Below are 19198 nucleotides of genomic sequence, written 5' to 3'. Positions count from 1 at the left end.
CGGCCTAGCCGGACGGCTCGGCAGACAGCAGCCCGGCGGCGGGCAGGATCAGCGCCAGATGTTCATGGGCGATGGCAACGAAATCGTCGCGGCCGCTGCTGATCCATTCGGTGGTCGCGGCATTGGTCGCACCGACGATGGCAGCGGCCAGGATCTCGATCAGGCGGCGGTCGGTCGCGGGCATCCGCCGGCCCAGCAATTCGCGCATCTGCGCGCGCCGGGCCAGGACCGAACTGCTGTAGAGCGCCGAGACCTTGGGATCGGTGGCGGCGAGGCGGTGGATATGGCCGACCATCTCGCGATCGGACAGGTAGCGCGACAGATGCGCGGCGATCAGCCGTTCCAGATCGCGGATCAGCGGCCCGGTGCCCGTCACGAAGCGCTCGGAGGCCTCGACGGGATAATCCGGCGGCGGACCCATCAGCGCGGCTTCCTTGTAGGGGTAGTAGTTGAAGAAGGTGCGCGTGCTTATGCCGGCATCGCGCGCGATCTCGTCGATGGTGACATTGGCAAGGCCATGGCGCGCGGCCAGATCGACGGCGGTGGCCTGGATCTTGCGGGCCGTCCGGATGCGGCGGGTGGTATTGGGGCTCATCTGGCGGGCGTCCGATCTGCATGCGTTCCGTGCTGCCCGGCAGGGTTCAGGAATGCGCGGCCAGCGTCAAGCCGCCGCGTCGCGTCGCCGGTCCGGAACGGGACCGCGGGTGCGGCAGACCGATGGCCGCGACATGCGCAGTGACACCATCCGCGCAGGACAGGGCGGATGGTGTCACTGTGCATGAGCGCCGGGCTGGTCGGGATCAGGCGCCCCAGGTGCGCAGCGGCCCGCAATCCATATGCACGAAGTTCGACCGCGAATAGCGCCCGACGCCGCCGGCCTTGCAGGCCACCGCCGCCTGGTACATCTGTCCGACCGAGCGCGACTTCAGCCGCAGGTCCGCCGCCTTGCCGACCATGTGCAGCGAGTTGCGCGCCACCCCGGCCGAGCTGCGACGCAGCATCGCGTTGGTCTGCGGCGAGCGATAGCCCGACAGCATCATGTAGGGTTCGTTCGTCTGCAGCAAACGGTGCGAGGCCGCCGCCACGTCGATGGCCCGCGGGTCGATGCCGATCGCGGTCCCGGTCCGCCAGTCGCGCATGAAGATGTTGATCTCGTTCAGCGCCTCGCGAACATACTTGCCGTCGACCCAGTAGACGGTGTCGAGGCTTTCGCCGGTCCGCCCGGAATACATCCGGATCCGGCGCATGTCCCCTGCGCCCCGAAGAAAGCCGAATGCGTTCGCCATCACCGGGGCCGCAGCCACGGAGGTCGCCGCAAACACGCCGAGCACGCCGCGACGCGAGAAAAGGTCCAATGTCATGTCAGATCGCCTGTCCTGCTTCGTTCTGTAAGCCGCGTTCTTCTGCGGTATCGTCGAGGTTTATCCCCAACTTGCTAACAATATGTCAAAACTTCGCGTGCGCAGAAACAGATTCCTTGCCGTTGCGCCGATTTTTACCACCATAGGCAGAATCTTGCCGAGACAGGAGGTTGTGTCAAAATGGTCTCGCGGATGTTGCGCGACCGCCACGGAGGGCCTCGGGAATGGCTCGAATTTTCGGGGTCTTCTGGCGCGGTGCGCGCGATCATGGCATCATTCGCTTGGTTTTATGAGGTTCCGATGCGCCGCATCTCTTTGTTCGCCCTGTTCGCCCTGGGTCTTGCCAGCGTGATCCCGCTGTCTGCGACGGGCCAGACATTCGGTCCCGCAGGACGTGCTGCGGGTGCGGCACTCGCGCCACAGTTGCATTTCAGTGCCGCCGAAATGCTGCTGGCCGAGGCGGTCGCGGACAGCCCCGACCTCGCCGCCTTCTATGGCGGCAACGGGCTGCGACCGGTTTTCCAGGGTCCGCAGGCGGAGCCGCTGCGCGCCGCGCTGCGGGGAATCGGTGCCGAGGCGCCGCGCCACGCTATTCCCGCAGCTCGCTATCAGCCCGACGAACTGGCCCGCGCGGGGCAGGGGCTTGAGGCCGAACTGCTGCATGCGCGGGTCCTTCTGCGCTACCTGCGCGACATGACCGGCGGGATGATCCGGCCGCAGGACGTGGCCCCGCAGATCCACCGGCAGGTGCAGCGCCCTCCGGCGGCCGATCTGATCCGCGGCTTTCTGGACGCCGCCGATCCCGCCGCCTATCTGGCCGGCATGGCGCCGCGTCACCCGGCCTACCTTGCCCTGCAGAAAGCCCTGTCGGGGGATGCCGGCCTGACCGTGCCCGCCCATCTGCCCCGCGCGCCCGAGGCCCTCTGGCGCGTCGGCATGGCGGGCGCGGGCGTCGTGCCCCTGCGCCAGCGGCTTGCCGCGATCGGCTTCGATGCGCCCGCCGCCGACCCGGGCGATTATGATGCCGCGCTGTCAGAGGCGGTGGCCCGCTACCAGGCCGCCGCCGGGCTGCCCGCCGATGGCGTCGCCGGCCCGCAGACCATCCGTCGGCTGAACGGCGACGAGGCCGGGCGGGACGACCGTCGCAGCCGGATGATCGCGGTGGCGCTGGAACGGATGCGCTGGATGGGCGGCGAGGATCTTCAGGCCCGCCACATCTGGGTCAACATCCCCGAATTCCGCGCCCGCATCTTCGACGGCGGACAGCAGGTCTTCGACACGCGGGTGGTCGTGGGCAAGACCGCGGGCGACCTGCAGACGCCCGAATTCTCGGACCAGATGGAGCATCTGGTGGTCAACCCGCGCTGGAACGTGCCGCGCTCGATCACCGTCAAGGAATATCTGCCGCTCCTGAAGGCCAACCGCAACGCGGTCTCGCATCTCGACATCATCGACAGCAGGGGGCGCGTGGTGCCGCGCGCCAGCATCGACTTCTCGCGCTATACGGCAGCCAGCTTTCCCTACCGGATGCAGCAGAAGCCAAGCGACGACAACGCCTTGGGCCTGGTGAAGTTCATCTTCCCCAACCCGTGGAACATCTACCTGCACGACACGCCGACCAAGCATCTGTTCGGCAACCGTGTGCGCGCCTATTCGCATGGCTGCGTGCGGGTCGGCGATCCTTTCGACCTTGCCGCCGAGATCCTGTCGCAGCAAAGCGACGATCCGCGCGCGATGTTCCAGCGCGCCCTGTCCGGCGGGCGCGAGACCTGGCTGGCCCTCACCCCGAAGCTGCCGGTGCATCTGGTCTACTTCACGGCCTTCCCGGACGAGACCGGCCAGATCCGCTTCCATGACGACATCTATGGTCGCGATGCGGCGTTGTGGCGGCAGCTGGCGGCGGTTGGGCTGGAACTGGGCGGCGGAAAGGATTAAATCGCCTCTCGAAAGAGGGTGCGATGAAATCTGTCACGATCGGCGAATTGGCGCGGGCGCTTGATGCGCGGCTTTGGGGCGATGCCTCGCTGTGCGTCACCGGCGCGGCCGAGCCCGCCGCAGCCGGCCCCGCATCGGACGGGGGCGGGATCATCGCCATGGCGATGGCGCCGCGCTATGCCGAGGCGCTGCAACCCGGCAGCATGGCGATCCTTGCGGAAGGAATGGACCCCGAGGCCTACGGGCTGAAGGCCGCGATCTTCGCGCCGCGCCCCCGGCTGATGATGGCCGGGCTGACACGGGCTTTCGATGCCGGCCCCGACATCGCGCCGGGTATCCACCCGACCGCGATCATCGATCCCTCGGCCGTGATCGGCGAGGGCGCCGCGATCGGACCGTTCGTCGTCATCGGTGCGCGGGTGCGCATCGGGGCGGGCGCCCGGATCGGCCCGCATGTGTCGATCGGCCGCGACAGCGCCTTGGGCCGCGAGGCGCTGATCCATGCCGGCGCGCGCATTGCCCATGGCGTCAGCGCGGGCGACCGGCTGATCCTGCAGCCGGGGGCCTCCGTCGGCGGCGACGGCTTTTCCTTCGTCACGCCCGAAGAGTCCGGCATCGAGGAGATCCGCCGCACCCTGGGCGCACGCGAGGCGATCCGCCAGCAGCACTGGACCCGCATCCATTCGCTTGGCGGTGTCGAGATCGGCGATGATGTCGAGATCGGCGCCAATGCGACCGTCGATCGCGGCACCATCCGCGCGACGCGCATCGGGGCGGGCACCAAGATAGACAACCTCGTTCAGGTCGGACACAATGTCACGGTCGGCCGCGACTGCCTGCTGTGCGGGCTGGTCGGCATCGCGGGATCGTCGCGGATCGGCGACCGGGTCGTGCTGGCCGGGCAGGTCGGCGTTTCGGACAATATCGAGATCGGCGACGACGTGATCGCCGGCGGTGCCACGAAGATTTTCAGCCGGGTCCCGTCGGGCCGGGTGATCCTTGGCAACCCAGCCGTCAGGATGGAGACGCAGATGGAGATCCAGAAGGCGATGCGGCGGCTGCCACGTTTCGCGCAACAGCTGTCCAAGCTTCAGGAAACTGTTACACGCCTGTTGGAAAAGGGCTGAGCAGGAGGCCACATGACCGACACCATCAGATCACGCATCCGGGCGATCATCGCCGAACAGGCGATGCTGGAACCCGACCAGATCGACGACCATGCAACCCCCGCGGACCTGGGCATCGACAGCCTCGGCCTGGTCGAATCGATCTTCGCGCTGGAAGAGGAATTCGACATCGCCATCCCCTTCAACGCGAACGAGCCCGAGAAATCGGACTTCGACATCACCAACATGGGCACGATCATCGCGGCGGTCGAACGCCTGGTGTCCCTGAAGGCGGCATGAGTCCCAAGAAATCCGGCAAGAAGGCCGCCCGCGCACTGTCCGATGCGACCATGGCGGCCGCCTCCGTCACGCCCCCGCGGCATGGTCCGCGCCGCGTGGCGATCACCGGCGCCGGCACGATCAACGCACTTGGCCATGACGTCGCCTCGACGATGGCGGCCTTTCGCGAGGGGCGCTGCGGGATCACCCAGCTGGATTTCCGCGACGTGGACCGGTTGTCGATCCAGATCGGCGCGCAGGTCCATGACTGGCGCGCCGAGGATCATTTCAACCGCCAGCAGATCCTGCTTTACGACAAGTTCACCCAGTTCACCCTGCTGGCCGCCAAGCAGGCGGTGGCGCAGTCCGGCCTGTGCTTCGAGGGCGTGCTGGGCCTGTCGGCGGGCGTCGTGCTGGGCACCGCCGGGGGCGGGCTGAACACCTGGGACGAGAATTACCGCGCCGTCTACGAAGAGGGAAAGAACCGGGTTCACCCCTTCGTCGTGCCCAAGCTGATGAACAACGCCGCCGCCAGCCATGTCAGCATGGAATTCGGGCTGCGCGGCCCCGCCTTCACCGTGGCCACCGCCTGCGCCAGTTCCAACCACGCGATGGGGCTGGCCTTCCAGATGGTGCGGTCGGGCGCGGCGCAGGTGATGCTGACCGGCGGCTCCGAGGCGATGCTGTGCTTTGGCGGCGTCAAGGCCTGGGAAGGGCTGCGCGTCATGTCGAAGGATGCCTGCCGCCCCTTCAGCGGCAACCGCAACGGCATGGTGCAGGGCGAGGGCGCCGGCGTGTTCGTCTTCGAGGATTTCGACCATGCCCGCGCGCGCGGCGCCGAGATCCTGGCCGAGGTGGTGGGCTTCGCCATGTCTTCGGACGCGCAGGACATCGTGATGCCCTCGGCGCAGGGCGCCGAGCGGGCGATCACCGGCGCGCTGCGCGATGGCGGGCTGAACCCCGAGGCGGTGGGCTATATCAACGCCCACGGCACCGGCACGGCCGCGAATGACAAGACCGAATGTGCCGCCGTCGCCCATGCCTTCGGCCATCACGCCGACCGGCTGATGATCTCGTCCACCAAATCGATGCATGGCCATCTGATCGGCGGCACGGGGGCAGTGGAACTGCTGGCCTGCATCATGGCGCTGCGCGATGGCGTCATTGCGCCCACGATCGGCTATCAGGAACCCGATCCCGAATGTGCGCTGGACGTGGTGCCGAACGAGGCCCGCGAGGCGCAGGTCGATGTGGTGCTGTCGAACGCCTTCGCCTTTGGCGGGCTGAACGCCGTGATCGCGCTGCGCCGCGTTTGATGCGGCCGATGTAACGGACGCCGCGCCCTCCGGGTCGGGGGCGCGGCATCGTGCTGCCGGATCAGTCCGGGCTGCGGATCATTCGCTGGCCGGTTCCGCGGCGTCCGGCTGGGCGGCCGCATAGCTGGCGAGTTCGTCGAAGGCGGCGGTGAAGCCCGACAGCGACAGATCGAGGCTGACGGGATTCTTCGGGTCGCCGCCGAAGGGCCGCAGCGACACGGTGGCCTTGTTGCCGCGCTTCAGCGCGGCCAGCTCGGCCGAGGTGAAGCCCATCCGCGACACGCAGCCGACCGGCGCGCAGAAGCTGAAGGGATAGGCCTGCACCTTTCCGCTGTCGACCTTGAAGGCCAGCCCCTCGATCAGGTCGGTCTCAAGCGGCGCAACCAGCGTCGCACCGGCGGCGACATTGCCGTTCTGCAGCGGGATCAGGGTCAGTTCGGCGACCGAATTGCCCTCGCCATCCTTCATCAGCTGATACAGCTCGCACGGATCCTTCGGCTGGTCGGACTTGATGCAGCGCACCGTCCAGTCCTGCTGGGTCGACTTGACGTAATAGCTGCCGACCGCGGGCTCCTGCGGCGCCGCGGCCTCGGCGGCCGGTTCCTGCGGGGCTGCCGCATCTTCGGCGGGGGCGGCTGGCGTCGCCTCGGCCGCGGGGGCGGCCTCGGCGGCCGGTGCCGGGGCGGCCGGGGCGGCTGCGGGCGCCTCGGCAGGCGTCGCGGCGCCGCTGTCGGAGGGCGTTCCGGCGGCGGGCGCGGTGTCCTGCGCGAAGGCCGGCGCGGCCATCAGCGCCAGCGCGGCCAGCATGGCCTGCGAAGGTTTGATCGGCATGTAAGTCTTCCCTTTGCTCGATGCTTTCTGGCCGCCTAGCATGTCTTGCGGGCTTTGTCAGTCCGCAACCACCTCGCGCCGCTTCACCAAGCCTTGACCGTCCGGAGGGCCCGCCGCCGCAACAGCATCGCGGTGCCCGGCAGGTAGGGAGTTCCACACTTGCCAGGGTGGCGCGGTGGGGTAGGATAATGCGAAACGAGGGCCCGTCGGATGTCGTGCGGGCCGGACATGCAAATGGGCCGCGGTTTGATCCACGGCCCATAACGCCAAGGGCGTTTACTCCCTGCCGGACTGGCCGGTCATCATTGGCTGCACGCTAGTCGCGCCGCCGTGATCCGTCAACAGTCCAATCAGACAGGTTTCATCACAAAAAAAGGCCGCGCCCGAAGGCGCGGCAGTCCAACAGGGAGGAAGGTCCGGGTCCACGGCAATGACCCCGGACGATTCCCATACTGGCACAAATTCCTTAACTTTGTATTGTCCAAGCGTGCGGGCCCGGGGCCTGCGGTCAAATTCGGCAGGCGGAGGCGGTGGAATGGCGGAAGTGCTGGATCAGCAGGCGGGAACCATCTTCGTGGGCGGCGGCGGGCCGGATCATGCGGCCGCCCAGACCCTGCTGCTGAAATACGCCAATCGGCACGGGATGATCGCCGGGGCGACCGGCACCGGCAAGACCGTCACCCTGCAGACGCTGGCCGAGGGGCTGTCGATGGCCGGAGTGCCGGTGTTCCTTTCGGATGTGAAGGGGGATCTGGCAGGGCTGTCGCGACCCGGCTCTGCCGAGGCAAAGCCGCACGAGGCGTTTCTGACCCGCGCGCGGCAGATCGGCATCGACCTGGACTATCAGGGGTTCCCTGTCACATTCTGGGATGTCTGGGGCGAACAGGGCCACCCGGTCAGAACAACTCCCGCCGAGATGGGGCCGCTGCTGCTGTCGCGGCTGCTGGGGCTGACCGATGTGCAGGAAGGCGTGATGAACATCGCCTTCCGGGTAGCCGACGAACAGGGCCTTGCGCTGCTGGACCTGAAGGATCTTCAGGCGATGCTGGTCTGGGTCGGCCAGAGCGCCACCCAGCTGTCGCTGGAATACGGCAATGTCAGCACCGCCAGCGTCGGGGCGATCCAGCGCGCCCTGCTGGTGCTGGAAAACCAGGGCGGCCAGAACCTCTTCGGTGAACCCGCGTTGCAGCTGTCGGACATCCTGCGGCAGGATGCCTCGGGCAAGGGGGTGATCAACATCCTTGCTGCGGACCGGCTGATGCAATCGCCGCGGCTTTACGCCACCTTTCTGCTGTGGCTTCTGTCGGAACTGTTCGAGCAGCTGCCCGAGGTCGGCGATCCCGACCGGCCGCGGATCGCCTTCTTCTTCGACGAATCGCACCTGCTGTTCGCCGACGCGCCCAAGGCGCTGGTGGACAAGGTCGAGCAGGTCGCCCGGCTGATCCGCTCGAAGGGGGTCAGCGTCTGGTTCATCAGCCAGAACCCCGCCGACATCCCCGAGGACGTGCTGGGCCAGCTGGGCAACCGCGCCCAACACGCGCTGCGCGCGTTCACGGCCAAGGACCAGAAGGCGCTGCGGCTGGCCGCGCAGAATTATCGCCCGAACCCCGACTTCGACATTGCCGAGGCGATCCAGTCCGTCGGCACCGGCGAGGCGGTGACATCGCTGCTGGAGGCGAAGGGGGTGCCGGGCATCGCGCAGCGTACCCTGATCCGGCCGCCCTTCAGCCGGATGGGGCCGGTCAGCGCCGCCGAACGGGCCGAGACGATGAACGCCTCGCCGATGGGGCTGAAATACGGCGCCCGCCTTGAACGCGACTCGGCGCAGGAGATCCTGGCGAAGCGGGCCGAGGAAGCCGCGCGGGCCAGCGCCGAGGCAGAGGCCAGGGCCAAGGCCGATGACGGGCTGTTCGATCTGGGCCGCGAGGAATATCGCAATGCGCGCCGCTATCAGCCGCCCCGCGAGGCCGCAACGCCTCGGCGCAGCGGCGGCGGGTCATCGCGTGGCGACAGCATCGCCGAGACCTTCGGCAAAAGCCTCGCGCGGCAGTTGGGCACCCGCTCGGGCCAGGCGCTGGTCAGGGGTGTGCTGGGATCGCTGTTCCGAGGCCGCTGAGCGCCGATCCCGCGGCGCGGGCGATCCGTTCGGCCGCGCCTGCCACCGCGCCGGCCTCGGGCACCGGCTGCGGCGCGGCGGCGACGGCGGCGCGCATCTCGGCCAGGATCGCGATCATCAGCAGCACATGGCGGCGCATGTCGTAATCGGCGGCGCGCTCGGTCCGGGCGTCGTTCAGCATCGCCTCTTCCGCACGCAGGCGGGGCAGGGCGGCGCCCGGGGCCGGGCACCGGTCGCTGTGCAGCAGGCGGGGCAGGTCGCGGTCGCGCCTCCAGCCGGCCTGGCCTTCCCGCGCGGCGCGGATCAGCACGGCCGGACGGCGCAGACCCGAGCGGACGGGGCGGGGGCGGAAGGCAATCACATTCGGCATCGCGGTCATGGCAGTTGATCCTTCTGGCAGTCGATTTGCGCAGCTTCACACAACCTTAACGTGCGTTGCCAAGACCCTGACAGCAGCGCGCGCTGACACTACGCATCTTTAGGGTTTGTTAGTGAATGTTGCGGCTATGTGCAGAAATCAGCCTGTTTTTCACAGGGCGCAACACAACCCAGGGTGGTCGTCTGCCAGGCTGCCCGAGGATGACAAGGGACCTGACATGACCATACTGACCGGTGATTTCGCAATCGGGGCGAAAGGCGCGGATTACCGTTCACACGCCGCCTGCCACGGCCCGACGCGCGGCGATCTTCCCGATGATGCGCGGCTTTATCTGCGCCATGTCGAGGATGGCGAGACGATCCGTGCTCTGGCGCGCGAGGCCGGCTGCCACGCCTCGACCATCCTGCGCCGCATCCGCCGTTTCGAGGCGCGGCGCGACGATCCGCTGATCGACGGGGCGCTGTCGGCGCGCGCCCGGCCTGCGCCCGACGAACAGGATCGCGCCGCGCTGCGCGTGCTGCGGCGCCTGGCCGAGCCGGGCGCGGTCCTGGCCACGGCCGAGGGCATGGACAAGGCGATCGTCAGCCGCGACGACATCCGCACCGCGGTGCTGGACCGCAGCCTGGCCGAGACGATGGCGCTGCGGGGCTGGGTGGTGCAGGTCGGGCGGGGCGGGCGGCTGCAACGCTATACGATTGCCAGCGCCGGACGCGACGCACTGCGCGAGATGCTGGGCGCGATGCGCCAGTCCGGCGCTGTGCCCGGTCCCGGCGATTTCAGCGATGCCGAGCCGGTGACCGGATCGCCCGAGACGGGGATGGCCGAGGCCGCCGCGGCCTTCGATCACGCCGCGCGGCATCGCGTCTGGCAGGATCGCAGCATCGAGGATCCCGAGGACGGGCAGCGCCGCACCGCGCGCGTCAACATCGCCGAAAGCCCGCTGCTGATCCTGGCGCGGCGGCGCGACGCGAACGGCCAGCCGTTCCTGACGCAGGGCATGGTCGCAGCGGGCGAACGGCTGCGCGAGGATTTCGAACTGGCGCAGATGGGGCCGCGCGTCACCCAGAACTGGGACGGGTTCATGACGGCGGGCATCGATGTCAGCCGGCAGGGCGGCGGCTATCGCGGCGGCTCGGAAACGGCGCGCGACCGCGTGGCCGTGGCGCTGCGCGACCTGGGCCCGGGGATGGGCGACATCGTGCTGCGGGTCTGCTGCTTTCTGGAGGGCATCGAGACGACCGAGCGGCGCCTGGGCTGGTCGGCACGGTCGGGCAAGATCGTCCTGCGCCTCGCCCTGATGCGGCTGGAACGGCATTACCAGGAAGTCTATGGCGGCGGCTCGCGGCTGATCGGCTGAGGCGCCGAAGTGCGGGACGCCGACCTGCGCATGCGTGCCATGCGCAGGTCGGCGTTGAACTTTGGCGCCGTTTGTGACTATGCACGGGGGATTTCATCCGAAAGGTCGGACATGTCCGAGACGACGATCCCCCAGCCGCCCCGCCTGCGCCACCCCGAGAAGGCGCATCGCTCGGATCAGGCGCAGCCGAAGAAGCCCGACTGGATCCGCGTCAAGGCGCCCACATCCGAGGGGTATCGCCAGACCCGCGACATCCTGCGCGAGAACCGCCTGTCGACCGTCTGCGAAGAGGCGGGCTGTCCGAATGTCGGCGAATGCTGGAGCCAGGGTCACGCCACCATGATGATCATGGGCGAGATCTGCACACGCGGCTGTTCCTTCTGCAATGTCATCACCGGCAAGCCGCAGGCCCTCGACGTGTTCGAGCCGGGCCGCGTCGCCCATGCCGTCCAGAAGCTGGGACTGAAGCATGTGGTCATCACCTCGGTCGATCGCGACGATCTGGACGATGGCGGCGCCGAGCATTTCGCCCAGACCATCCGCGCGATCCGCCACCGCTCGCCCGATGCGACGATCGAGGTGCTGACGCCCGACTTTCTCAAGTCCCGCCCGGGCGCGCTCGAGGCGGTGGTCGAGGCGCGGCCCGACGTCTTCAACCACAATCTTGAAACCGTGCCGGGCCTTTACCCGACGGTGCGGCCGGGGGCGCGCTACTTCCATTCGCTGCGGCTCTTGCAGCGGGTGAAGGAGCTTGACCCCGCCATGTTCACGAAATCGGGGATCATGGTCGGGCTGGGCGAGGATCGCCAGGGCGTGCTGCAGGTCATGGACGACATGCGCGCCGCCGACATCGACTTCATGACCATCGGCCAGTATCTGCAACCCACGCCCAAGCATCACCGCGTCGACCGCTTCGTGACCCCCGAGGAGTTCGCCGGCTACGAGAAATCGGCCTATGGCAAGGGCTTCCTGATGGTCTCGGCGACGCCGCTGACGCGATCCTCCTATCATGCGGGCGACGACTTCGCCCGCCTCCGCGCCGCGCGCCTGGCAAGGCTCGGCCGGGCCTGATCCGCGGGCCTTGCGCGGCAGGCAACACCCGCGTCTGCCCGATGGGGCCGTCTGCGGCCCCGATCCGGCGCGCGATGTCGCGTTGCGGAACCGCGTTCCGGACTGCATTGATCCTGCCGAAACCGCGCATTATAGAGAAGCCGTCCCCCGCGACTACCATCCGGGGGGTCTGACCTGCGGGTGTGGCGGAATGGTAGACGCGAGGGTCTCAAACACCCTTTCCGCAAGGAGTGTCGGTTCGAGTCCGACCACCCGTACCAAGGCTCCGCGCGGGTGTTGCGCCAACCGGCAGGCCGCGACAGGGCCACGCGCCCGCTTCCGGTTCCGGACCCCGGGCGGGCGCTGGCGCACAGGTTGCGTATCGCGAGCCCGGCGAAGCCTGCTCCGGCACGACCTTTGCCCGCGCGGTCAGGGCCGCTTACCCCTTCGCACGGGCCGGTGACGTCTGCCGCCACCCAGACCCGCGTGCCCGCCGGACCCCGGATCGCGTCGCAAGCGCCGGATCAGCCGCGGCGGCGCCTTTCGCGAAGGACGGTAACCTCCCGGGACGTCCGGTGCCGATCCCTTTCCCTGGCCAGGCTAGCCGGCGGTCAACGCGCCCTGTCGCGACCGGACGGGGCTCGGGACCCCGGATGCGATGGTGTTCATCCCTGACGAGGGTGGCGCCTGCGCCTGGACGCGCCACACTGACCGGCAGCGAGGCCGGCTGACCTGCACCCTGGCGCGCAGCGTTCCGCCCCGTGGGTCTGCGGTCCTGATCCGCGACCTGTGACGGTCCCCGCCGGCCCCATCGCGGCAGGGGCAACCGATCCGCGACCGGACGATCCCAGCACCCCTCCGGGCGGCAGGCGCGACTTCACGAGAGCGGAGGCGCCAGCGCCGCGGCGCCAGACAAATTTGCCGGGCCGGCGCGAAGCCCCGGAACCCTGACCGGCGCGACCGGCAGCGATCGGGCCGGGGTGCAGATCGACCGCCCGGGCGGACGATGCCCGCGCTTCGGGCGCCCGCGATCCGCCGCGGGGTCTTGGCTTGCAGGGTTCGTTTCGAGGGTGCGGATGCGCTGCCCGTCATCAGCAGAAGGGCCAGACCGAACCGCCCGGTCTCGACGCGGCGGGCCCGGGGGGGGGGCGACGACCGTCTTCGGGGGGACGCCTGCATGACCTCGCGCCCGGGGACGCATCGGTCATTGTCCACGGCTTGCCGCCGCGTCCTGTCGATACCGTCGCGCGGGCCGGAATCCGGACAAGCCGAGACATGCGTGGGCAGACAACCGGATCGTGCGGCTAAATCGCCTCGTCAAGGACCGCGACAGTGAAGTTCCGGACTTGCCCCATCCAGCGGGGACCGGCCCGCCCGGAGGGCGTGTCCGCGGGGAATGGCACGCTGCGACCGACATCGCCGTTTCACCGTCATCCAGACGACCGCCAGCACCGTCCCCAGGGAGTTCGCTCGCGTGACCCATCTCGAGATGCTGATCCGCAAATATCGGGAAGACGAGTTGTTCCGCCGCCTGACCGTCGGATCGCCGACCTGGTCCGAAATGGTTGCCGAGGCGATCATGAAGGACCGCACCGGGGTCGATCATCGCATGACCAGCCACGGCAGTGCCTCGATCGACCTGGTTGCCGCGGATGGTCGGCATGTTCAGGTCAAGACGGTCGGGACCCGCGGATCATTGGCCGCCATCAGGCGCGGCCGCGACACGGCGCCTGAAATCATGGTGATCGCCACTTTCGGGGACGCGCCGCGCTTCTTCCTTGTGCCGATGGAGGCTTTCAAGGAGCGGTCCGCCATCTACGATTATCCGCATCGAGATCACTATTCCTGGGAGATATCCGGATCCCGCATCGCCAAGGGGGTGCTGGACGCCTACGAGATCACCCCCTCGGTCGATCTGCGCGCGTGCATCGTCGCAAAGGGCCGGGCCACCGCGCCATGATCAGGTCTTGCCGGCCGCCATCCCGCGTCACGGCGTTGTGACGCCTCTGGCCGGACGCGGGGTTGGACGTCATCGCGCAGAATGCCTAGCATCGAGACATGCTCCTGCGCGCCCTCGCCCTGCTTGCCCTGCTTGCCATCACCCTCGCGACGACGCAGAGCGGTGCGCATCTGGCGCGGGCAGGTATTGGTCCCGGCCCGGAACAGGCCGCGCATCTTGGCCATGCGGGACCTGCGGTCAAGCGGGCCGATGCCGCCTGCGCGGGCGCGCAGCACTGTCCCTCGGGCGATGCCGCGCTGTGTGAGATGGCCTGCGCAAGCCTTGCAGTCCCGTTGATGGCGCCCGGCGGCACCGAGGCCGCCGCCTGCGGTCCGGTCCGGAAGGGCCTGCCTGCCCATGACTGCGGCTCGGGACGGCCGTCGGACCTCGACGACCGACCGCCCAGACCTCGTCTCCTCTGATCGCGCCCGGGCGCGGCCCGCGGCATTCCATCGACCGTGATGAACGGGACCTGGTCCCGAGGAGACGACATGACCCAACTTTCCCGCCGCGGCTTCCTTGCCGCGAGTGCTGCCGCCATGGCTGCGGCGCAGATGCCCCGGCTTGCCCGTGCGCAATCCGCGGCCCCGATCGCCCTTGCCGCCGCGTCCCGCACGCTGGATATCGACGGACGCGCGGCCACCGTCTTCGGCCTTGCCGGTCCCGCTGGCCAGGGCCTCGTGCTTGACCCCGGCCAGAGGTTCCGGGTCTATCTGACAAACACCCTCGACGAGCCGACGATCATCCATTGGCATGGCCAGATCCCGCCGAATGCGCAGGATGGCGCGCCCAACACGGCGCCCCTGCTCGCCCCCGGCGAGACGCGCTCCTACGATTACGAGACCCGGCCCGGCACCTTCTGGATGCATGCCCATGTGGTGACGCACGAGATGAACCTGCTGGCCGCACCCCTGATCGTGCGAACCCCCGAAGACCTGACGGCCGACCGGCAGGAGGTGATGCTGTTCCTGCACGACTTCTCCTTCGCGCCGCCCGAGGAGGTCCTGGCCGAGATCAGCAACAGCGGTGCAGATCACGGCGCGGCCCCGGCCAAGGCAGGCATGGCGATGGGCGGCATGCCGGGCATGGATCACGGCGCCATGGGCAACATGCAGGGCATGGGCGGCATGGCCATGGACCTCAACGACTACGATTTCGACGCCTATCTCGCCAATGACCGCACGCTCTCGGACCCCGAAGTGGTGCAGGTCGAGCGCGGCGGCCGCATCCGTCTGCGCGTGGTCAATGCCGCCGCGGCAACGGTGTTCTGGATCGACACCGGCGCGGTCGCGGCGCGTCTGGTCGCGGTCGATGGCGATCCGGTGCAGCCGCTGACCGGCACGCGCTTCGGCCTCGCCATGGCGCAGCGGATGGATTTCGAGATCGACCTGCCCGCCGGGGGCGGCGCCTTCCCGATCCTCGCCCTGCGCGAAGGCGCCCGCGATCGGACCGGGATCATTCTCGCCACCCCAAAGGCCGAGGTGCGGCGCATCGAGCCCATGGCGGATGCGGAGGCGCCGGCCTTCGATACCGGCCTGGCGCAGGAATCGCGGCTGATGGCGCTGCACCCGCTGCCCGACCGGCCGGTGGAACGCAGCCATATGGTGATGCTGGGCGGCGCGATGCAGCCCTATGTCTGGACCATCAATGGCGCGGTCTGGGGCCAGCACCAGCCCATCGCCGCGCGGGCCGGTGAACGGGTCTCGCTGATGTTTCACAACATGTCGATGATGGGTCACCCGATGCATCTGCACGGCCACGTTTTCCAGGTCGTCGGGCTGAACGGCCGGCGCGTTGCCGGCGCGCTGCGCGACACGGTCTATGTGCCGCCGATGGCGATGGTCGAGATCGCCTTCGATGCCGGAGAAACCGCGCCATGGCTGCTGCATTGTCACCACATGCCGCATATGGCGACCGGCATGATGACCACGTTTTCCCTGACCGCCTGATCCGGTCGCGGGGCAGGGCTACCGGCGCAGCGTCACGATGTTGCCTGCGCCGGTGATCTCGACCGCGCCGATCCGCGCCAGCTGCACCGAGGACAGCGGCAGGGCGGCGGTGATCTGGTCGGTCTCGACCCGGGCGGGCAGGGCGGCGGCCGGATTGTCCGGGGCAGGGGGGACGCCGACCATCCGCAGCCGCAGCACGCCGTCTGCATCGGGGCTGATCCGGCCGGCCGGTTGCGGGCGCGCGGTGATCAGCGCGACCGAGGAATAGCCCTTGGTCGGCGCCATCGCGGTGACGACCAGCAGGCGGCCCTCGTTCGTCGGCTCCCACCGGGCGCCGGTGATCTGGGGGATGCCCGGCCGCAGGTCGCCCGACTGGGCATAGCCCGCCTCGGGCGCCAGTGTCGCGGGCGGCGCCTCTGGGCCGAACCAGCGCAGCGGGTTCAGACCGCTGTCGCTGAAGCGGCCGCCGCATCCCGCCATCAGCAGGATCACCATCAGCATCGGCGCCCTCGAAGTCCTCATCGCATCATCCCCCGGATCTTTGGCCCGATTGTTAGGGGAAAGCGTCTGGCGGTGAAAGCCTCTTTGACCTTGGCGGGCGCGCGCGCTAACCCTCGGGCCAAAGGAGACCCGCATGGCCAGCCCCGCATTCGAAGAGATCGCCGAGACATTCGACTTCCTCGACGACTGGGAGGAGCGGTATCGCCATGTCATCGAACTGGGCAAGGCGATGCCGGCGATGGACCCCTCGCTGCAGGTCCCGGCCACCCGTGTCGAGGGCTGCGCGAGTCAGGTCTGGATCATGCCGCGGGTCGAGGAGGGGCGCTTTGACTTTCAGGGCGACAGCGACGCGATGATCGTGCGCGGTCTGATCGCCATCCTGCACGCGCTGTATGCCGGCCTGCCGCCCCGCGAGGTGCTTGGCGTCGACGCCCCGGCCGAGCTTGCGCGGCTGGGCCTAGACGAACACCTGTCCTCGCAGCGATCGAACGGGCTGCGCGCGATGGTGGAACGGATCAGGCTGCTCGCCGCCGACGCAGGCTGATCCAGCCGCCGCCCAGAACCCGGGTGCCGCCGCTTTCGTAGAACACGCAGGCCTGGCCGGGGCTGACGCCCTCCTCGGCCTCCAGCAGTTCGACCTCGGCCCGCCCGCCGCCCAGCGGGCGCAGCAGGGCCGCCCGCGGCGGCCGGGTCGAGCGGATGCGCACCATGCAGGACACCTCGCCCTCAAGCGGCTGATCGCCCAGCCAGTTCACCTCGCTGACCGGCACGATGGTGGTGGCCAGCGCAGATTTCGGGCCGACGACGACCTGCCGGCGCTCGGGATCGAGGCGCAGGACATAGAGCGGATCGCCCAGCCCGCCGATCCCGAGGCCGCGCCGCTGCCCGATGGTGTAGTGGATCACGCCGCGATGCCGCCCCAGCACCTGCCCGTCCTGATCGACGATCTCGCCCGGATCGGCCGCGCCCGGACGCAGCTTCTCGATCACCGCGGCATAATCGCCGTTCGGCACGAAGCAGATATCCTGGCTGTCGGGCTTGTCGGCGACCGCCAGCCCGTATTGCGCGGCCAGTGCGCGGGTTTCGGCCTTGCTTTCCAGATGCCCCAGCGGGAAGCGCAGGAAATCCAGCTGTTCCTGGGTGGTCGAGAACAGGAAATAGCTCTGGTCGCGGGCGCTGTCGGCGGCCATGTGCAGTTCGGCCCGCTGCGCGCCGTCGCGGCGGCGGATATAGTGGCCCGTCGCCATGCAGTCGGCATCAAGATCGCGCGCGGTTTCCAGCAGGTCGCGGAACTTCACCCGCTCGTTGCAGCGGATGCAGGGCACCGGCGTCGCCCCGGCCAGATAGGCGTCGGCGAAGTCGTCGATCACGCTTTCCCGAAAGCGGTTCTCGTAATCCAGGACGTAATGCGGAAAGCCCATACGCTGGGCCACGCGGCGGGCATCGTGGATGTCCTGGCCCGCGCAGCAGGCACCCTTCTTGGCCAGCGCCGCGCCGTGATCGTAAAGCTGCAGCGTCACGCCGACCACGTCATAGCCTTCCGTTTTCAGGCTGGCGGCGACCACCGAACTGTCGACGCCGCCGGACATGGCGACCACCACGCGCGTCTCGGCCGGCGGCTTGGCAAAGCCGAGGCTGTTCACGGCGGCGGTCTGCGCCGGGGCGGGCTGGGGCGTCATCATCGTCATCTGGATCCTGGGGGCGGGCGGCAACTGCGGCAAAATATAGGCAAATGCGATGCATTCTCAACCCGCACCGGGGGAAAAACCCGGCCTGCCCTAACCTCGACTTAAAGGCTTTGCGTCAGGGTCGACGGACACGACCGAAGGACAGGTGGAATGTTCGTGAAAAAGACCAGTGGCCCCCGCATCGTCACCTTGCCCAACGGCAGCATCCTGACCGTGGCCGACCTGCCGCCCAAGGACACGCGATGGGTCGCCAGCCGCAAGGAAACCGTGGTGCTGGCGGTCACCCACGGGCTGATCACCCGTGACGAGGCGCTGCGCCGCTATGGCCTCTCGGAAGAGGAATTCGATGCCTGGACCGAGGCGGTCAGGCGGCATGGGCGCGCGGCGCTGAAGGTGACGGCATTGCAAAGATTCAGACAACCATAGGTTGCGACATCTGCAAATTCGGTCCATAAGTAACGACATATTAACCTTAAGGGTCGATGGTCGGGACATGACCTAGACGAATCGGGGGCTAGACCACTCATGCGTATACTTCTGGTTGAGGACGATCCCAGCACCGCGCGCGCAATCGAATTGATGCTGACCGCCGCCAGCTACAACGTGTTCCTGACCGACATGGGCGAGGAAGGCATCGATCTGGCCAAGCTTTACGATTACGACCTGATCCTTCTCGACCTGGATCTGCCCGACATGCACGGGATGGAGGTCCTGCGCCACCTGCGTCTGGCCCGCATCGACACCCCCATCCTGATCCTGACCGGATCGGACGACACCGAAAGCAAGCTGCGCGGTTTCGGCTTCGGCGCCGACGACTACATGACCAAGCCCTTCAACCGCGAGGAATTGCAGGCCCGCATCCAGGCCATCATCCGCAGGTCCAAGGGGCACAGCCAGGCGATCATCCGCACCGGCGAGATCATCGTCAATCTCGACGCGCGCTCGGTCGAGGTGAAGGGCAAGCCCGTGAACCTGACCGGCAAGGAATACCAGATCCTCGAACTGCTGAGCCTGCGCAAGGGCACGACGCTGACCAAGGAGATGTTCCTGAACCATCTCTATGGCGGCATGGACGAGCCGGAACTGAAGATCATCGACGTGTTCATCTGCAAGCTGCGCAAGAAGCTGTCCGAGGCGATCGGCGGCGAGAACCACATCGAGACGGTATGGGGGCGCGGCTACGTGCTGCGCGATCCCGGCCCCGCAAACGAGGAACGACTGGCGATCGGCGCCTGACAGCGGCCGGTCGCGGGGGATGAAAGGGCCGGCACCCGGACGGGTCCGGCCCTTTCCGCTGGCGGCCTTCCCGGTGACGGGCCTCGTTTGAGGGG

The 19198-nt window shown here is 68.4% G+C and carries 19 protein-coding genes and 1 tRNA gene; 14 read left to right on the top strand and 6 right to left on the bottom strand.

Annotation, left to right across the window (positions count from 1 at the left end):
• Positions 1–4: 4 nt before the first annotated feature.
• Positions 5–595, bottom strand: a complete 591-nt coding sequence (locus tag Q5Y72_RS13570) for a TetR/AcrR family transcriptional regulator (RefSeq protein WP_305963962.1) — start codon at positions 593–595, stop codon at positions 5–7.
• A 205-nt stretch (positions 596–800) separates the two neighbouring features.
• A complete protein-coding gene (mepK, locus tag Q5Y72_RS13565) occupies positions 801–1361 on the bottom strand; it encodes a peptidoglycan L,D-endopeptidase MepK (protein WP_305963961.1) in 561 nt (186 codons plus the stop codon).
• A 300-nt stretch (positions 1362–1661) separates the two neighbouring features.
• Between mepK and Q5Y72_RS13560 the strand changes: the two genes are divergently transcribed.
• Genes Q5Y72_RS13560 through Q5Y72_RS13545 form a run of 4 tightly spaced genes read left to right on the top strand, consistent with a single transcriptional unit; the run spans position 1662 to position 5997 of the window.
• Positions 1662–3296 (top strand): L,D-transpeptidase family protein, encoded by a 1635-nt coding sequence (locus Q5Y72_RS13560; protein ID WP_305963960.1) that lies wholly within the window; start codon positions 1662–1664, stop codon positions 3294–3296.
• A 23-nt stretch (positions 3297–3319) separates the two neighbouring features.
• Positions 3320–4423, top strand: a complete 1104-nt coding sequence (locus tag Q5Y72_RS13555; protein WP_305963959.1) for a UDP-3-O-(3-hydroxymyristoyl)glucosamine N-acyltransferase — start codon at positions 3320–3322, stop codon at positions 4421–4423.
• Positions 4424–4435: 12 nt separating this feature from the next.
• Positions 4436–4702 (top strand): acyl carrier protein, encoded by a 267-nt coding sequence (locus Q5Y72_RS13550; RefSeq protein WP_305963958.1) that lies wholly within the window; start codon positions 4436–4438, stop codon positions 4700–4702.
• 50 nt (positions 4703–4752) lie between these two features.
• A complete protein-coding gene (locus Q5Y72_RS13545) occupies positions 4753–5997 on the top strand; it encodes a beta-ketoacyl-[acyl-carrier-protein] synthase family protein (protein ID WP_305964006.1) in 1245 nt (414 codons plus the stop codon).
• Positions 5998–6075: 78 nt separating this feature from the next.
• Here Q5Y72_RS13545 and Q5Y72_RS13540 read toward each other — a convergent pair whose 3' ends face one another.
• Positions 6076–6828, bottom strand: coding sequence for an invasion associated locus B family protein (locus tag Q5Y72_RS13540; protein ID WP_305963957.1), 753 nt, complete (start codon positions 6826–6828; stop codon positions 6076–6078).
• 535 nt (positions 6829–7363) lie between these two features.
• Here Q5Y72_RS13540 and Q5Y72_RS13535 point away from each other — a divergent pair.
• A complete protein-coding gene (locus tag Q5Y72_RS13535; protein WP_305963956.1) occupies positions 7364–8944 on the top strand; it encodes a helicase HerA-like domain-containing protein in 1581 nt (526 codons plus the stop codon).
• Here the strand turns inward: Q5Y72_RS13535 and Q5Y72_RS13530 are convergent.
• On the bottom strand, positions 8907–9323 hold the full coding sequence (locus tag Q5Y72_RS13530; protein WP_305963955.1) for a DUF6477 family protein: 417 nt from the start codon (positions 9321–9323) through the stop codon (positions 8907–8909). The two genes, Q5Y72_RS13535 and Q5Y72_RS13530, sit on opposite strands and share 38 nt — an antisense overlap.
• A gap of 217 nt (positions 9324–9540) precedes the next feature.
• Here Q5Y72_RS13530 and Q5Y72_RS13525 point away from each other — a divergent pair, with 217 nt between their 5' ends.
• The 6 genes from Q5Y72_RS13525 to Q5Y72_RS13500 all read left to right on the top strand — a co-directional run bounded on the left by Q5Y72_RS13525 (position 9541) and on the right by Q5Y72_RS13500 (position 15678).
• Positions 9541–10680, top strand: coding sequence for a DUF6456 domain-containing protein (locus Q5Y72_RS13525; RefSeq protein WP_305963954.1), 1140 nt, complete (start codon positions 9541–9543; stop codon positions 10678–10680).
• Between the two features lie 111 nt (positions 10681–10791).
• A complete protein-coding gene (gene lipA / locus Q5Y72_RS13520) occupies positions 10792–11751 on the top strand; it encodes a lipoyl synthase (RefSeq protein ID WP_305963953.1) in 960 nt (319 codons plus the stop codon).
• A 176-nt stretch (positions 11752–11927) separates the two neighbouring features.
• Positions 11928–12011: transfer RNA gene (locus Q5Y72_RS13515), tRNA-Leu, on the top strand.
• A 1193-nt stretch (positions 12012–13204) separates the two neighbouring features.
• Positions 13205–13690 carry a histone H1/H5 family protein gene (locus tag Q5Y72_RS13510; protein ID WP_305963952.1) on the top strand — a complete coding sequence of 162 codons (486 nt, stop codon included), beginning with the start codon at positions 13205–13207 and terminating at the stop codon, positions 13688–13690.
• A gap of 98 nt (positions 13691–13788) precedes the next feature.
• On the top strand, positions 13789–14151 hold the full coding sequence (locus Q5Y72_RS13505; RefSeq protein ID WP_305963951.1) for a hypothetical protein: 363 nt from the start codon (positions 13789–13791) through the stop codon (positions 14149–14151).
• A 69-nt stretch (positions 14152–14220) separates the two neighbouring features.
• Positions 14221–15678 (top strand): multicopper oxidase family protein, encoded by a 1458-nt coding sequence (locus tag Q5Y72_RS13500; protein WP_305963950.1) that lies wholly within the window; start codon positions 14221–14223, stop codon positions 15676–15678.
• Between the two features lie 18 nt (positions 15679–15696).
• Here Q5Y72_RS13500 and Q5Y72_RS13495 read toward each other — a convergent pair whose 3' ends face one another.
• The gene (locus Q5Y72_RS13495; RefSeq protein ID WP_305963949.1) at positions 15697–16200 is read right to left on the bottom strand and encodes a hypothetical protein; all 504 of its coding nucleotides are present in this window, start codon (positions 16198–16200) and stop codon (positions 15697–15699) included.
• Positions 16201–16312: 112 nt separating this feature from the next.
• On the opposite strand from Q5Y72_RS13495, the gene Q5Y72_RS13490 reads away from it, so the two are divergent.
• Entirely contained in the window at positions 16313–16723 is a 411-nt protein-coding gene (locus Q5Y72_RS13490) for a SufE family protein (RefSeq protein ID WP_305963948.1), read from the top strand.
• Here Q5Y72_RS13490 and mnmA read toward each other — a convergent pair.
• Positions 16695–17858, bottom strand: a complete 1164-nt coding sequence (mnmA, locus tag Q5Y72_RS13485; protein WP_305964005.1) for a tRNA 2-thiouridine(34) synthase MnmA — start codon at positions 17856–17858, stop codon at positions 16695–16697. The genes Q5Y72_RS13490 and mnmA overlap by 29 nt on opposite strands.
• Before the next feature lie 159 nt (positions 17859–18017).
• Between mnmA and sciP the strand changes: the two genes are divergently transcribed.
• Both sciP and ctrA read left to right on the top strand, forming a co-directional pair.
• Positions 18018–18293, top strand: coding sequence for a CtrA inhibitor SciP (gene sciP / locus Q5Y72_RS13480; RefSeq protein WP_305963947.1), 276 nt, complete (start codon positions 18018–18020; stop codon positions 18291–18293).
• A 99-nt stretch (positions 18294–18392) separates the two neighbouring features.
• Complete coding sequence (gene ctrA, locus Q5Y72_RS13475) at positions 18393–19103, top strand: response regulator transcription factor CtrA (RefSeq protein ID WP_305963946.1); 711 nt, start codon at positions 18393–18395, stop codon at positions 19101–19103.
• Positions 19104–19198: the final 95 nt, after the last annotated feature.

The organism is Paracoccus spongiarum, assembly GCF_030732095.1.
Lineage (GTDB): Bacteria > Pseudomonadota > Alphaproteobacteria > Rhodobacterales > Rhodobacteraceae > Paracoccus > Paracoccus spongiarum.
The sequence above is the reverse complement of the archived record's forward strand: the minus strand, read 5'-3'. Positions and strand labels throughout refer to the sequence as shown.